Annotated in this window: 11 protein-coding genes; 10 read left to right on the forward strand and 1 reads right to left on the reverse strand. The window is 45.5% G+C overall.

Annotated features, from left to right (window positions below; translation table 11 throughout):
• Positions 1-140: 140 nt before the first annotated feature.
• The 9 genes from AB5I83_RS15665 (at position 141) to AB5I83_RS15705 (ending at position 10,497) form a co-directional block, all read left to right on the forward strand.
• Positions 141-1,085, forward strand: coding sequence for an aspartate carbamoyltransferase catalytic subunit (locus AB5I83_RS15665; RefSeq protein ID WP_448977139.1), 945 nt, complete (start codon positions 141-143; stop codon positions 1,083-1,085).
• Positions 1,048-2,331 carry a dihydroorotase gene (locus AB5I83_RS15670; RefSeq protein ID WP_448976524.1) on the forward strand — a complete coding sequence of 428 codons (1,284 nt, stop codon included), beginning with the start codon at positions 1,048-1,050 and terminating at the stop codon, positions 2,329-2,331. The genes AB5I83_RS15665 and AB5I83_RS15670 overlap by 38 nt, the downstream gene beginning before the upstream one ends.
• Complete coding sequence (locus AB5I83_RS15675; protein WP_448976526.1) at positions 2,328-3,425, forward strand: carbamoyl phosphate synthase small subunit; 1,098 nt, start codon at positions 2,328-2,330, stop codon at positions 3,423-3,425. Before AB5I83_RS15670 ends, AB5I83_RS15675 begins: the two co-directional genes overlap by 4 nt.
• A complete protein-coding gene (carB, locus tag AB5I83_RS15680; protein ID WP_448976528.1) occupies positions 3,412-6,624 on the forward strand; it encodes a carbamoyl-phosphate synthase large subunit in 3,213 nt (1,070 codons plus the stop codon). The genes AB5I83_RS15675 and carB overlap by 14 nt, the downstream gene beginning before the upstream one ends.
• Positions 6,621-7,394 carry a dihydroorotate dehydrogenase electron transfer subunit gene (locus AB5I83_RS15685; RefSeq protein WP_448976530.1) on the forward strand — a complete coding sequence of 258 codons (774 nt, stop codon included), beginning with the start codon at positions 6,621-6,623 and terminating at the stop codon, positions 7,392-7,394. Before carB ends, AB5I83_RS15685 begins: the two co-directional genes overlap by 4 nt.
• Positions 7,391-8,332 carry a dihydroorotate dehydrogenase gene (locus AB5I83_RS15690; RefSeq protein WP_448976532.1) on the forward strand — a complete coding sequence of 314 codons (942 nt, stop codon included), beginning with the start codon at positions 7,391-7,393 and terminating at the stop codon, positions 8,330-8,332. Before AB5I83_RS15685 ends, AB5I83_RS15690 begins: the two co-directional genes overlap by 4 nt.
• The gene (gene pyrF / locus AB5I83_RS15695) at positions 8,304-9,020 is read left to right on the forward strand and encodes an orotidine-5'-phosphate decarboxylase (RefSeq protein WP_448976534.1); all 717 of its coding nucleotides are present in this window, start codon (positions 8,304-8,306) and stop codon (positions 9,018-9,020) included. Before AB5I83_RS15690 ends, pyrF begins: the two co-directional genes overlap by 29 nt.
• Positions 9,017-9,649, forward strand: coding sequence for an orotate phosphoribosyltransferase (pyrE, locus tag AB5I83_RS15700; protein ID WP_448976536.1), 633 nt, complete (start codon positions 9,017-9,019; stop codon positions 9,647-9,649). The genes pyrF and pyrE overlap by 4 nt, the downstream gene beginning before the upstream one ends.
• A 200-nt stretch (positions 9,650-9,849) precedes the next feature.
• Positions 9,850-10,497 (forward strand): VTT domain-containing protein, encoded by a 648-nt coding sequence (locus tag AB5I83_RS15705; protein WP_448976538.1) that lies wholly within the window; start codon positions 9,850-9,852, stop codon positions 10,495-10,497.
• 59 nt (positions 10,498-10,556) lie between these two features.
• On the opposite strand, the gene AB5I83_RS15710 is transcribed toward AB5I83_RS15705, so the two are convergent.
• Entirely contained in the window at positions 10,557-12,266 is a 1,710-nt protein-coding gene (locus AB5I83_RS15710; RefSeq protein WP_448976540.1) for an Rqc2 family fibronectin-binding protein, read from the reverse strand.
• Between the two features lie 278 nt (positions 12,267-12,544).
• On the opposite strand from AB5I83_RS15710, the gene AB5I83_RS15715 reads away from it, so the two are divergent.
• Positions 12,545-15,235 carry a calcium-translocating P-type ATPase, SERCA-type gene (locus AB5I83_RS15715; protein ID WP_448976542.1) on the forward strand — a complete coding sequence of 897 codons (2,691 nt, stop codon included), beginning with the start codon at positions 12,545-12,547 and terminating at the stop codon, positions 15,233-15,235.
• The last annotated feature ends 106 nt before the right edge of the window (positions 15,236-15,341 follow it).

Consider the following 15,341-nt stretch of genomic DNA (forward strand, 5'->3'; position numbering starts at 1 on the left):
GTGTTATGAGCGAACCGGCTTATTTAAGATGCATGCAAACCCTATCAAACAGGGTTTATGCCGGCTCGCTCATGATTAAGCACCCTGTTGATCAGAAAACAGGGTGCTTTTTTTCTTGAAAAAAAGGAGGGGAAATGGACATGAAATGGGATTTACTGACAACATCTCAGCTTAGTACAAAAGAGATACAGGATATCATTCTGTCAGCTAGTGAATTTTCCAGCGGGAAAACCTGGCAGCCTGTTAAAAAGGTGTTCATCAGCAATTTATTTTATGAACCAAGCACAAGGACAAAATCCAGCTTTGAGGTGGCTGAACGTAAGCTGGGACTCGAGGTGATTCCCTTTGAGGTCCAGACATCAAGCGTCTTAAAAGGCGAAACCTTGTATGACACCGTTAAAACACTTGAAGCAATCGGCACCGACGCAGTCGTGATCAGACATAATGCAGATAATTACTTCTCTGAACTCGAAAATGGGATTTCGATTCCCATCATCAATGCCGGCGATGGCAGAGGCCATCATCCAACACAATCCTTGCTAGATTTGATGACAATCCAGCAAGAGTACGGAAGCTTTACAGGGCTTACAGTCACAATTATCGGAGATATCCTACATAGCCGTGTTGCAAGGTCTAATGCAGACGCCCTTGTAAGGCTGGGGGCAAAGGTGGTTTTTTCAGGACCTGAAGAGTGGGTGGACCAAAACAAGCTTCCCCACGGCTGTTCTTATTTGTCAGTAGACGAGGCGATCCAGTTGGCGGATGTGGTGATGTTGCTGAGAGTCCAGCATGAACGGCATGACGGCAAGCTGATATTTGATAAGAATGAATATCACCGAAACTATGGTTTGACAATTGAAAGAGAAAAGATGATGAAAAAAGGCAGCATCATTCTTCATCCGGCACCAGTCAATCGCGGAGTCGAAATCGCAGATGAATTAGTTGAAAGTCCGAAATCACGGATTTTTAAACAAATGGAAAATGGCGTGTACATCAGGATGGCAGTGTTAAAAAGGGCACTTGAAAATAGGAATGGGGGAATGAAGAATGACAATGTTGATCAAAAATGGCAGATTGCTTACTGAAGCAGGATTTGAAGTGAAAGATATTTTAATAGAGGACGGAAAAATTACGAAGATACAAACTGGTTTATCGACTGAAGCCGATCAAATCATTGATGCTGAAGGCAAGCTTATTGCACCGGGATTTGTAGACCTGCATGTCCACCTTCGTGAACCAGGTGGTGAAAAGAAAGAAACGATTGCAACTGGTACACTGGCGGCTGCAAGAGGAGGATTCACAACTGTTGCTGCCATGCCGAATACGAGACCAGTTCCTGATTCAAAAGAACAGATGGAATGGCTACAGGAAAAAATAAAACAAACAGCTTCCACAAGAGTTTTGCCTTATGCATCGATCACAGTCAGGGAGCTTGGCCAGGAGCTGACGGATTTCGCTGGATTAAAAGAAGCTGGAGCTTTCGCGCTGACAGATGACGGTGTGGGTGTCCAATCTGCAGGAATGATGCTCGAGGCAATGAAAAGGGCGGCAAAGCTTGATATGGCAATAGTTGCACATTGCGAAGAGAATACATTGATCAATAAGGGCTCACTCCATGAAGGAAAAAAAGCCGCTGAACTGGGAATCAACGGAATCCCGTCAGTTTGCGAATCTGTACATATAGCAAGGGATATTTTACTCGCCGAAGAGGCAGGCTGCCACTACCACGTCTGCCATATCAGCACGAAAGAATCGGTCAGGGCAGTCCGGGATGCAAAGAGATATGGCATAAAGGTTACGGCAGAGGTAACACCGCATCATCTGCTTTTAAATGAAGATGACATTACCGGGAATGATGCCAACTATAAAATGAATCCTCCGCTCCGTAGCAAGGCTGACCAGGAGGCCTTGATCCAAGGGCTGCTGGACGGGACGATCGATTTTATCGCCACCGACCACGCCCCGCATACAATCGAGGAGAAAGCAGAAGGAATTCAACTTGCTCCTTTTGGGATTGTCGGACTAGAAACAGCATTTCCTCTCCTGTATACACATATGGTCAAAACAAATGTCATTACCTTAGAACAGTTGATTGAATTTTTGACTGTCAAACCCGCGAAAGCATTCGGATTGCCTTATGGTGAGCTGAAGGCTGGGGCACCAGCGGATATTGTATTGATTGATCTTGATGAAGAAAAAGAAATCAATGCAGATGAATTCTTATCAAAAGGGAAAAATACACCATTCGCAGGCTGGAGCTGCCAAGGGTGGCCTGTACTTACGATTGCTGAAGGAAAAATAGTCTGGGAAAAGGGAGTTGTGACCGCATGAAAAAGCAGTTGATTTTGGAAGATGGCACGGTATTTGTTGGAGAAGGCTTTGGCAGTGAAACAGCGACGGCAGGAGAAGTGGTATTCAATACAGGAATGACTGGCTACCAGGAAATTTTGTCAGATCCATCATACTGCGGACAAATTGTGACACTGACATACCCGCTAATCGGTAACTACGGCATCAATCGAGATGATTTTGAATCAATCAACCCTGCAGTCCAGGGTCTCGTCGTAAGGGAGAATGCTGACTTTCCATCAAATTGGCGCTCTGAACTTCCTCTGGATGCTTACCTAAAAATGAAAAACATACCTGGCATAGCCGGGATTGATACTAGAAAGTTGACGAAGATCATTCGCCAGCATGGGACATTGAAAGGTTCCATCTGCGGAATGGATCATGACCCTGATGAAGTCATTGCCACATTAAAGAGCAGAAGCCTGCCGAATGATCAGGTAAAGCAAGTATCAACGAAAACAGCTTATCCGAGTCCTGGCCGCGGACACAGGGTGGTCCTGGTTGACTTCGGCCTGAAGCATGGGATATTGCGAGAGCTGAATGATCGTAATTGTGATGTGGTTGTCGTCCCTTATAATACGACTGCCGACGAAATACTCAGCCTTAGCCCTGATGGCATCATGCTGTCAAATGGACCTGGGGACCCGAAGGATGTTCCAGAAGCAATACAAATGATCAAAAGCTTGCTGGGGAAGGTTCCAATGTTCGGAATTTGTCTCGGACATCAGTTGTTTGCACTAGCATGCGGAGCAGATACAGAAAAGATGAAATTCGGTCATCGCGGTTCGAACCATCCTGTAAAGGATTTACGAACAGGGAAGGTAGCACTGACGTCCCAAAACCATGGATATACCGTTAAAGAAGACTCTGTAACAGGAACAGAGCTTGAGGTTACACATATAGCTTTGAATGACGGGACGATCGAGGGGCTTGCCCATAAGACAGCGGCAGCATTCACAGTCCAATATCACCCTGAAGCATCACCAGGACCGGAGGATGCGAACGGATTATTCAACCAATTCATCGAGCTAGTTGAAGCAGAAAAAAAGGAGGCTGTCACATATGCCAAAGCGTAAAGATGTTAACAGTATTTTAGTTATAGGATCTGGCCCGATTATCATCGGCCAGGCGGCAGAATTCGATTATGCAGGAACGCAGGCATGCATCGCATTGCGTGAAGAAGGTTATAAGGTAATCCTCGTCAACTCGAATCCCGCTACAATCATGACGGACACGGAAATCGCAGATGTTGTATACATAGAGCCTCTTACTCTTGAATTTGTGGCAAGGATCATTCGCAAAGAGCGCCCGGATGCCATCCTGCCGACACTTGGAGGTCAAACAGGATTAAACCTGGCTGTGGAACTAGCGAAAGCAGGAGTGTTGGAAGAATGCAATGTGGAAATTCTCGGGACGAAACTTGATGCAATCAACCAGGCAGAAGACAGGGAACTTTTCAGAAGCCTGATGAACGAGCTCGGACAGCCCGTCCCTGACAGCGACATCATCCACAACCTTGATGAAGCCTACACCTTTGTGGAGAGAGTCGGATATCCAGTGATCGTCCGCCCTGCTTTTACGATGGGAGGAACTGGCGGCGGAATTTGCAGCAATGAAAAAGAATTGATTGAAATCGTGACAAGTGGTATTAAAAACAGCCCAGTAGGACAATGCCTGCTTGAAAAAAGCATTGCCGGTTTCAAGGAAATCGAATATGAAGTCATGCGTGACAGCAATGACAATGCCATTGTTGTCTGCAATATGGAAAATTTCGATCCAGTCGGTGTCCATACAGGAGATTCCATTGTCGTCGCACCAAGTCAGACATTGAGTGACCGCGAGTATCAGCTTCTGAGGAATGCCAGCTTGAAAATCATCAGGGCCCTTAAAATCGAAGGCGGCTGCAATGTCCAGCTGGCACTTGATCCAGACAGCTTTAACTATTATGTCATCGAAGTGAATCCGCGGGTCAGCCGATCCTCTGCCCTTGCATCGAAGGCAACGGGCTATCCAATTGCCAAGCTTGCAGCGAAAATTGCGGTAGGATTGACACTTGATGAAATGCTGAACCCAGTTACGGGGAAAACTTATGCCTGCTTTGAGCCTGCGCTTGATTATGTGGTAACCAAAATCCCGCGCTGGCCCTTTGATAAATTCGAATCTGCGAACCGCACACTTGGAACTCAGATGAAAGCAACTGGTGAAGTAATGGCAATAGGGCGCACTTTCGAAGAGTCATTGTTAAAAGCCATCCGATCTCTAGAAGCCGATGTGATCCACCTTTCTCTGAATAATAAAAATGAAATCACGGATGAATTACTTGAAAAGAGAATTCGCAAGGCTGGAGACGAAAGACTTTTCTACATTGCAGAGGCAATCAGAAGAAGCGTTTCGATTGAAACGATCCACAACTGGAGCAAAATAGATTTATTCTTCCTTCATAAATTAGAGAGATTGATAGCTTTTGAGCAAGAGATCGCTGAGAAGAAGTTTGACCTGGAAACAGCCAAATCAGCAAAGCGCAAAGGATTTGCCGACAAAGTCATCGCCGATCTGTGGAATGTGGAAGAAAAGGAAGTATACCAGTGGCGGCTTGAGAATAGCCTGACTCCGGTATTTAAAATGGTCGATACATGTGCCGCTGAGTTCGAATCAGAAACTCCATACTTTTATAGCACATATGAAGAAGAAAATGAATCAGTAGTGACAGAAAGAAAAAGCGTCATCGTACTTGGGTCCGGACCAATCAGGATTGGGCAGGGAATCGAATTCGATTACGCAACCGTCCATTCCGTCAAAGCCATCAAGGAAGCGGGTTACGAGGCCATCATCGTCAATAACAATCCTGAAACGGTCTCTACCGATTTCAGCATCTCGGATAAACTGTACTTTGAACCATTAACCATCGAGGATGTCATGAACATTATCAATCTTGAAAAACCGGTTGGAGCGGTCGTTCAATTCGGCGGGCAAACTGCGATAAACCTAGCTTCAAAGCTTGTTGACAGGGGAGTTGAAATTCTCGGAACAAGCCTAGAGGACCTGGATCGAGCAGAGGACCGCGACAAGTTTGAGCATGCACTATCCGACCTACAAATCCCTCTTCCAAAGGGAAGCACAGCGAAATCAGTGGAAGAAGCAGCGTTGATTGCATCGGAAATTGGCTACCCAGTCCTTGTAAGACCATCCTATGTACTCGGCGGCAGGGCAATGGAGATTGTCTATAAGGAAGAAGAGCTCTTGCACTATATGAAGAACGCAGTGAAAGTCAATCCGGAATATCCTGTGCTGATCGATCGTTATCTGACTGGAAAAGAAGTGGAGGTCGATGCAATTTCCGATGGTGAGAACGTATTGATACCGGGAATCATGGAGCATATCGAAAGAGCAGGTGTCCACTCGGGTGATTCAATCGGTGTGTATCCGCCTCAAAGCCTAAGTGAGGAAGTAAAACAAAAGCTTGTAAACTATACGATTGATCTGGCTAGAGGATTGAACATTGTCGGGCTGCTGAATATACAATATGTCATTGCGAATGAGGAAGTCTATGTGCTTGAAGTCAACCCTCGCTCCAGCCGTACGGTACCATTCCTGAGCAAAATCACGAATGTTCCGATGGCGAAGATTGCTACCAAGGTCATTCTTGGCCAGAGCCTGCCAGAACAAGGCTACGAAACAGGACTTGTTCCAGAGCAGCATGGAGTTTTTGTGAAGGTACCAGTATTCTCGTTTGAAAAATTACGCAGGGTGGACATCACCCTCGGACCGGAAATGAAGTCTACCGGGGAAGTTATGGGCAAAGATACAACTCTGGAGAAAGCTCTGTACAAAGGAATGGTTGCAGCTGGGATGAAGTTCAAGGAGTTTGGCACAGTACTCCTCACAGTAGCAGATAAGGATAAAGAAGAAGCTCTGGCACTGGCGAAGAGATTCTCGAACATTGGCTATCAACTGATGGCGACAGAAGGGACAGCCAAACATCTTGAGAATGCCGGCATTAAGGTAAAGACAGTCGGAAAAATCGGTGCTGACGGACCGAACTTGATTGATGTGATCCGCAAGGGTGAGGCACAGATGGTCATCAATACGCTGACAAAAGGCAAGCAGCCAGAACGTGATGGATTCAGGATCCGCCGCGAATCTGTAGAAAATGGTGTACCATGCCTGACATCACTGGATACAGCAAAAGCGATTTTAAGAGTCATTGAATCTATGACATTTTCAGCAGATGCCCTAAAGCCGATGGAGCCAGCCGGAGAAGGTGTTCTCATATGATCAGGCAGGAAAACTGCAAAATAGTGAGCAATAGGCAGATTGCCAAAGACATCTTTGAACTGGTTCTTGAAGGTGAGCTTTCTGCTGAAATGAAACAGGCCGGACAATTCGTCCATGTAAAGGTGGCAGATGGATTTGACCCGCTTTTGCGCAGGCCGATCAGTATCGCTTCAATCAATGAGGGTTCATACACGATAATTTACCGCAGGCAGGGAAAAGGAACTTCCCTGCTAGCCGGTAAGACAAAAGGAGCGACAGTTGATGTACTAGGACCCTTAGGCAATGGTTTCCCAGTAGAGGAAGCGAAACAGGGACAGACAGCTATCCTCGTCGGCGGTGGTGTTGGTGTTCCTCCGATGTATGAGCTGGCTAAGCAGCTGGCCCGAAGAGGAGTGAACGTTGTAACCATTATCGGATTCCAATCAGCTCAAGATGTTTTTTATGAAAAAGAGCTGGCTGAATTCGGGGAAGTCTATGTGGCCACTGTAGATGGATCATATGGCAGGAAAGGGTTTGTTACGAATGTTCTTGATGTACTATGTCTCGAGGCAGACTTTCTCTTTGCATGCGGTCCAACACCAATGTTGAGGGCACTTGAAAATAGAAATGATGCACGAAAAACCTATCTGTCACTTGAAGAGCGAATGGGATGCGGTATCGGTGCTTGCTTTGCATGTGTTTGCCATACAAAGGATGATCCACATGGATTTTCCTATAAAAAGGTCTGCAGTGATGGGCCAGTTTTTCAAGCAGGGGAGGTTGTCATATGAGTTCGCTATCAATCCAGCTGCCAGGGTTAAACCTGAAAAATCCAGTTATGCCAGCTTCAGGCTGCTTTGGCTTCGGCAGAGAGTTCGGCCAACTGTACGACTTGAGTCTCTTAGGGGCAATCATGGTAAAAGCTACGACCCCGGAACCGAGATTTGGAAATCCGACTCCGAGGGTTGCCGAGACACCAGGTGGAATGCTTAACGCCATCGGCTTGCAGAATCCGGGTCTCGAGAAGGTCTTCAATGAAGAATTGCCTTGGCTCGAGCAGTTTGATGTGCCGATCATTGCGAACATCGCTGGTTCAACAGAGGATGATTATGTAAAGGTAGCAGAACAATTATCCAAAGCTCCGAATGTCCATGCACTTGAATTGAACATTTCCTGTCCAAATGTCAAGACTGGCGGGATCGCATTCGGTACGGATCCTGATATGGCGAAGGCGCTGACCAGAAAGGTAAAAGAAGTGTCTGAAGTGCCTGTATATGTGAAGCTTTCTCCGAATGTATCCGATATTGTCAAGATCGCTAGGGCTGTTGAGGATGGAGGAGCGGACGGGATCACCATGATCAACACTTTGCTGGGCATGAGAATTGACCTGGCAACAGCTCAGCCAATCCTTGCGAATAAGACCGGTGGCTTGTCAGGGCCTTCCGTGAAGCCAGTTGCCATCAGGATGATCTATGAAGTCAGCCAGCACGTCTCCATACCGATCATCGGAATGGGAGGAATACAGTCAGCGGAAGATGTCATTGAGTTTTTCCTTGCCGGTGCCAGTGCGACAGCGGTCGGAACCCATAATTTCGTCGATCCTTTTGTATGCCCCAAAATCATTGAAGAATTGCCTGAATGGCTTGCCAAGCTTGGGGCAGACCACATTACAGAACTTACGGGAAGGAGCTGGAAGAAGAATGAAAGACTCGCTTATTATCGCCCTTGATTTCCCGAACAAGTCAAAGGTGCTTGAGTTCCTTGAACCATTTGAAAATGAACAGCTTTTTGTGAAGGTTGGAATGGAGCTTTTTTATGGTGAGGGGCCGTCAATCATTGAGGAGTTAAAGAAGCAGAATCATAAAATCTTCCTTGACCTGAAACTCCACGACATCCCTAATACTGTAAAAAGTGCTATGAAGGTGCTCGCAGGTTTGGGGTGCGACTTAGTCAATGTCCATGCCGCAGGGGGTTCGGAAATGATGGCAGCAGCAATCGAAGGACTTGATGCAGGCACTCATCCAGGCCTTAAGCGTCCAGCTTGCATTGCAGTCACTCAACTGACAAGTACTTCAGAAATCCAGGTCAATTCCGAACAGCTCATCAGGGTGTCGTTACAAGAGTCGGTTATGAATTATGCGACATTAGCTAAAAAGTCCGGTCTAGATGGAGTTGTCTGTTCCCCTCATGAAGCAAGGCTCATTCACAGCCAATTGGGTACAGAATTCTTGACCGTCACACCGGGTATCCGCCCGGTGGACAGCAGCTCGCAGGACCAGAAGCGTACAGCAACTCCTGAGTTTGCAAGAGAACAAGGTATCTCGGCGATCGTTGTTGGCAGACCGATTACCCGTGCTGCAAATACACTTGAAAGCTATCTGAAGATTAAAAATGAATGGAAGGGTGTTTACCAATGAAAAGAGAAATAGCAGAAGCATTGCTGGAAATCGAAGCCGTTAGCCTTCAGCCTGACAATCCATTCACATGGTCTTCGGGAATGAAGTCACCGATCTACTGTGATAACAGACTCACGCTCTCTTATCCAGCTATCCGCAGAAAGGTAGCTGAAGGATTGAAAAGCTTGATTGTTGAGTATTTTCCGGATGCTGAGATGATCGCGGGAACGGCTACAGCCGGAATACCTCATGCTGCCTGGGTCAGCGAACTTCTTGATTTGCCGATGAGCTATGTTCGCTCTAAAGCAAAAGGGCACGGAAAAGGGAATCAAATCGAAGGTAAGGTGACGCAAGGACAAAAGGTCGTGGTTGTTGAAGATTTAATTTCAACCGGAGGCAGTGTTATTGAAGCAGTTGAGGCATTGCGAGAAGCAGGCTGTGAAGTACTTGGTGTTGTTTCGATTTTTACATATGGATTGGAAAAAGGTGCTCAACAGCTTAAGAGCGCGAAAATTACCGCTTATTCTTTAACTGATTTTACTACACTGGCAACTATAGCGGAGGAAAAAGGGTTGATCACCAGAGAAAACCAAAAAAGTTTGGTTCAGTGGCAGAAGAACCCTCTAGAATGGCTATCAGTAAAAAGCTAAACTTAAACGCGGAAAACTAAAATAATGTTTTTGTTTGCGTACCTTTTTAAGAGGGTACGCTTTTTGCATGGCGATGAATAGATTATAAGATCTTATTCTTTTGTTTCAGCAATCAGTTGGCACAATAACCAATTAATGTGTTTCAATAGAAGTAGATGAGCAGTTGTAACAGTACGACCAGTAGAGGGGATGGTATAAGAATGGACGAAATCTTTCAATTACTGAAAAACATTGATACTAGTCTCCACTATTATATCGATGAGTTCGGAGCGGCGATTTACATTATGCTGTTCTTAATCGTTTATTGTAAAACTGGTTTTGTGATCCTGACATTTTTGCCAGGCGATTCAATGGTCTTCGCCAGCGGTACCCTTGCTGCTACGGGAGACTTGAATTTCCAAACCTTGTTCATGCTCTTTGCAGCCGCAACTTTTTTAGGTGACAGCCAGAATTTTTTCATCGGCAAAAAGCTAGGGAAGTTAAACTCCGAAAATCATTATCTAAACCGCTTAACCTCAGATAAATCGATCGGCAAGGCGAGAGATTTCCTTTCTGATTATGGAAGGGTGGCCATTACCGCCTCAAGATTTGTTCCGCTTATGAGAACCTCTGTCCCATTTGTTTCAGGATATACTGGATATGAATATAGAACATTCTTAAGCTATAACATTATAGGGGGATTCATCTGGACAGCACTCTGGCTGACGGCAGGATTCATCCTTGGGAATATCTCATGGGTAGTGGAAAATTTATTCCTTACGTTAATGATTGTCTCTTCAACTGCATTCATTCCAGCTATCATAGGCTTTGTAAAACAATATAAAAAGAAAAAAGAGGCTATTGCCTGAGCATTGCCAGCAAAAACAAAACCCGCCGGTTGGTAAAATTCCAGGCGGGTTACTTATGCTTACTTTTTCAATTGTAGAATCAGGTCTTCATCGGGAGTGACGTAAACAGTCTGTTGCTGTTCGTAAATGACAAATCCAGGCTTTGCTCCCGCTGGTTTCTTCACATGGCGCACTTTGGTGAAATCGACTGGGACAGAGCTTGAATTTCGTGCTTTGCTGAAATACGCTGCAATCTGCGCTGCCTCGAGAATGGCTTCTTCTGATGGCTCTTTGCTTCGGATAACCACATGTGACCCAGGAATGTCCTTTGTGTGAAGCCATATTTCATCCCGGCCAGCCACCTTGTTTGTTAAATAATCATTCTGCTTATTATTTTTTCCGACGAGTATTTCTGTATCATCAGAGGATTGGTATTTTTCAAGCAGCGGCTTTACGTTTTGCTTATTTTTATTGCCTTTTTTCTGCCGGGCACGGATATATCCACCCTCAATCAATTCTTCCCTGATCTCTTCAATATCCTTTGGCGAAGCCGCCTCCACCTGCTGCAGTAGAGAATCGAAATAGGAGACCTCAGCTTTTGCTATTTCGATTTGTTCTTTGACTATATTCACAGAGTTCTTTGCCTTTTGATATTTAGTGAAGTATCTTTGGGCATTTTCCGACGGTGTTTTCCGCGGCTCAAGCGGTATAGTGATTGAAGCTCCGTTTTCATCATAATAATTTACAACGGTTATTTCTTTCATGCCTTTTTTGGCCATAAAGATGTTGGCGGTCAGCAGCTCTCCATATAATTGATACTCCTCAGCCTTTTTCGCATCCTCAAGTGTCATCTCGAGCTTTTTAATCTTCTTTTCATTTTTCTCTTTTTCATTAGCAATCAGCCGCTCAAGGTCATTACCCTGCTGCTTGACCCGGTCTCGTTCTGCCTTGCCAAAATAAAAGCGATCGAGCAGGCTGCTCAGAGAATCAAAGGATTTTGCTTCTCCCTTCAAGTGCTCAAGCGGAATCAGGTAAAAAGCCTCTTTATTGCTGCCATTGGTAATGGAAGGCTTGTAATGATGTTCCTTTAGCTCATTCATCACTGAAAGGAAGGCACTTGGAATCGTCGTTCGGTTGGCAAGGCCTGCTTTAAAGACGATTTCCCTCGCCAGTACAGGCGACACTCCAGCAAAATGAGCAACTAGCTGCTTATCGATTTTGCCTGCATTAAAATCAATCATCCTTAAAACATCTTCTTCCTCTGCCTCGAAAGGATTCATTTTCTCTTGTTGAGGAGGCAAGACATACTCTTGCCCTGGCATGATGGCCCTGTGCGTATTTACAGCAAATGAAACGTGCTTGATGCTGTCGAGAATCATGTTCCGGTTTTTATCGATGAGGATGATGTTGCTGTGGCGTCCCATGATTTCAACAATCAATTGTTTATAGGATATATCACCGATCTCATTTCGGCCTTTTACTTCAAAAATGATCATCCGGTCAAGACCGGCTTGTTTGATATCCTCAATATAGAAGCCTTCAAGATGTTTGCGCAGGAGCATGCAGAACATTGGCGGTTCATTAGGGTTATCATATTGCTCGTTAGTAATTTGGACTCGTGCGTAGCTTGGGTGAGCAGACAGCAAAAGCTTATGGTTAACTCCGTTTGCCCTCACAGCCAGGATGATCTCATTCTTATAAGGTTGGTGAATTTTATTGATACGTCCCCCTTTTAGAAGAGAGGAAAGTTCGTTAGTGATGGCTCTTGTAAACAATCCGTCAAATGACATAAGTAATACATCCTTTACTATTTATCTGAAACCTTGTCGGGGCTGACCAAGGCGCTTCCGCTTTTATATTGTCCAGCTGCGGCTCCTAACTCCTCGAGACGTTTCGGTCCTGCCAATGAAGTCAAAGAGCGACTTCACTGTCAGGCCCTCCAACGCTTGTCGGAGTTGGGCAGTCGCCTCCGCTTTTCTATTCTATTAAACATCTTATCATTTTTTTGGACAGGGCTGAATAAGCTTTCTTTAGAGTAGGACAAACAAGGAGGAAGTGTGATGGCCCCATGAAGTTCCATGAGATGAATGAAAATGAAATAGCTAGTGCCTTAAGAACAGATTTTACAGAAGGATTGGAAGAAAAGGAAGTAAAACGCAGACGTGAACAGCATGGATATAATGCATTGGCCGAGGGGGAGAAACAATCGGCCCTGTTATTATTCTTCAGCCAGTTCAAGGATTTCATGGTCCTGGTGCTTCTTGCAGCGACGTTGATTTCAGGCTTGCTCGGTGAAATTGTCGATGCGATTGCCATCATAGCCATTGTTCTTGTAAATGGTATCCTGGGATTTTTCCAGGAAAGGAAGGCAGAAAAATCACTTGATGCCCTCAAAGAGCTTTCTGCTCCTCAAGTCCATGCTTTGCGGGATGGTGAGTGGACAAAGATTCCTTCAAAGGAAGTCGTGCCTGGCGACATCCTTAAATTCACAAGTGGGGACAGGATTGGTGCGGATATCCGCTTGATCGAGTCCAGAAGTCTGGAAATTGAAGAATCAGCCTTAACTGGCGAGTCTGTACCGGTGCAAAAAAACACAAGTCCTTTGAGGATTCCAAATCCGGGACTGGGTGATATGGAAAATATGGCGTTCATGGGCACAATGATCACTAGGGGAAGTGGGACTGGTGTGGTTGTGGCTACAGGAATGAAGACCGCAATGGGCCAGATTGCTGACCTGCTGCAAACAGCTGAAGCCCAGGAAACACCACTTCAGCGCAGGCTAGAACAATTAGGGAAAATCCTGATTACGGCCGCACTATTCTTGACCTTATTGGTTGTAGGAATTGGTGTGCTCCAAGGGCATGACCTTTATACGATGTTCCTGGCTGGTGTCAGTTTGGCAGTTGCTGCCATTCCTGAAGGACTGCCGGCAATCGTTACTGTTGCGCTTTCACTTGGTGTCCAGAGAATGATCAGGAAGAATGCCATCGTCAGGAAGCTTCCTGCAGTGGAGACACTGGGATGCGCCTCTGTCATATGTTCTGACAAAACGGGTACGATGACACAAAACAAAATGACCGTGACCCATCTGTGGAGCGGGAATAAAACCTGGACTGTCGATGGAGTCGGGTACTCGCCGACAGGATTGTTCTTCCACAGAGAAAAAAGCATTGACCCGCACAGTGAAAAATCACTGCAGCAGCTGCTGACATTTGGCATGCTCTGTAATCACGCGGAAATGGTGGATAAAGATGGTGAGTACACAATTGACGGTGACCCTACTGAAGGAGCGCTCCTGGTTGCCGCAATGAAAGCAGGTTACAGGAGGGAAAGCCTGCTGGAACAGTTTGAAATTGTGAATGAGTTCCCTTTCGATTCTCAGCGTAAAATGATGAGTATGATCGTGAAGGATAAAATGGGCCGGAAATTTGCCGTTGTAAAAGGTGCTCCGGATGTCCTGATTGGATTAAGTGATTCGATTCTTTGGGATGAAAGACAACAGGTTCTGACAAAGGACTTGACTGCTAAAGTCCAGGGAGCTATTGATGAGCTGGCCGGCAATGCATTAAGGACAATTGCAATTGCCTTCAAGCCAATTCCACAAAACAATGTAGTCCTTCATGAAAATGAAGCAGAAAAGGACCTTGTTTTCATAGGATTACAGGGGATGATCGACCCACCGCGGCCTGAAGTGAAAACAGCTGTAAAAGAATGCCGCGATGCAGGGATAAAAACAGTGATGATTACTGGTGACCATGTCATCACCGCGAAGGCGATTGCTAGACAGTTAGGTATATTGACCAAAGATAGCAAAGTTCTCGAAGGCAAGGCATTATCAGAGATGTCTGTATCCGAACTCGAGGATATCGTCGATGATGTCTCGGTTTTTGCGAGGGTTTCGCCTGAGCATAAGCTTAAAATCGTCAAGGCATTGCAAAATAGAGGTCACATCGTAGCCATGACAGGTGATGGCGTTAATGATGCGCCAGCCATAAAAGCTGCGGATATAGGAGTCGCGATGGGGATAACGGGTACAGATGTAGCCAAAGAAGCCTCTTCACTCGTACTCCTGGATGATAACTTCGCCACTATTAAAGCAGCCATTAAAGAAGGCCGGAATATCTATGAAAATATCAGGAAATTCATCAGGTACCTTTTGGCTTCCAATGTGGGAGAGATCTTGGTCATGCTGTTCGCGATGATCCTTGGCTTGCCGCTCCCGTTAGTGCCGATTCAAATTCTCTGGGTGAACCTTGTAACGGATGGACTGCCGGCGATGGCATTGGGGCTCGATCAGCCGGAGGAGAATGTGATGAAACGTGCACCGCGCCATCCAAAGGAAGGCGTATTTGCCCGCGGATTAGGCTGGAAAGTGGTCTCAAGAGGTTTCCTGATCGGGTTAGTGACATTATTTGCGTTCATGATTGTGTATAACAGAGATCCAGATAACCTGGTATATGCTCAGACGATTGCGTTTACTACACTCGTTATGGCACAGCTGATCCACGTATTCGACTGTCGGAGCGAAAAATCGATCTTCGCACGCAACCCATTTGAAAACAAATATTTAGTTTGGGCTGTCATTTCATCATTGGTCATGGTCCTTGCAGTAATCTATTCACCAGTATTACAGCCTATATTCCATACTGTCCCAATACTGGCGATTGATTGGTTATTAATCATTGGCTTATCGGCAGTTCCTACATTTTTGCTTGCAGGAACATTTTTTGCAAGAAAAACAAAGAGAAATATGATATAATCCGTTAGGTAATAGAGAAGGCTCTATTGCCTTTCTTTTTTTTACCTAGACTCTTTCAAAGTTTTTCTCATCCAATGCGGAGTTAATTTTATGAATTTTGATATGT

This window comes from Mesobacillus sp. LC4 (assembly GCF_053543455.1).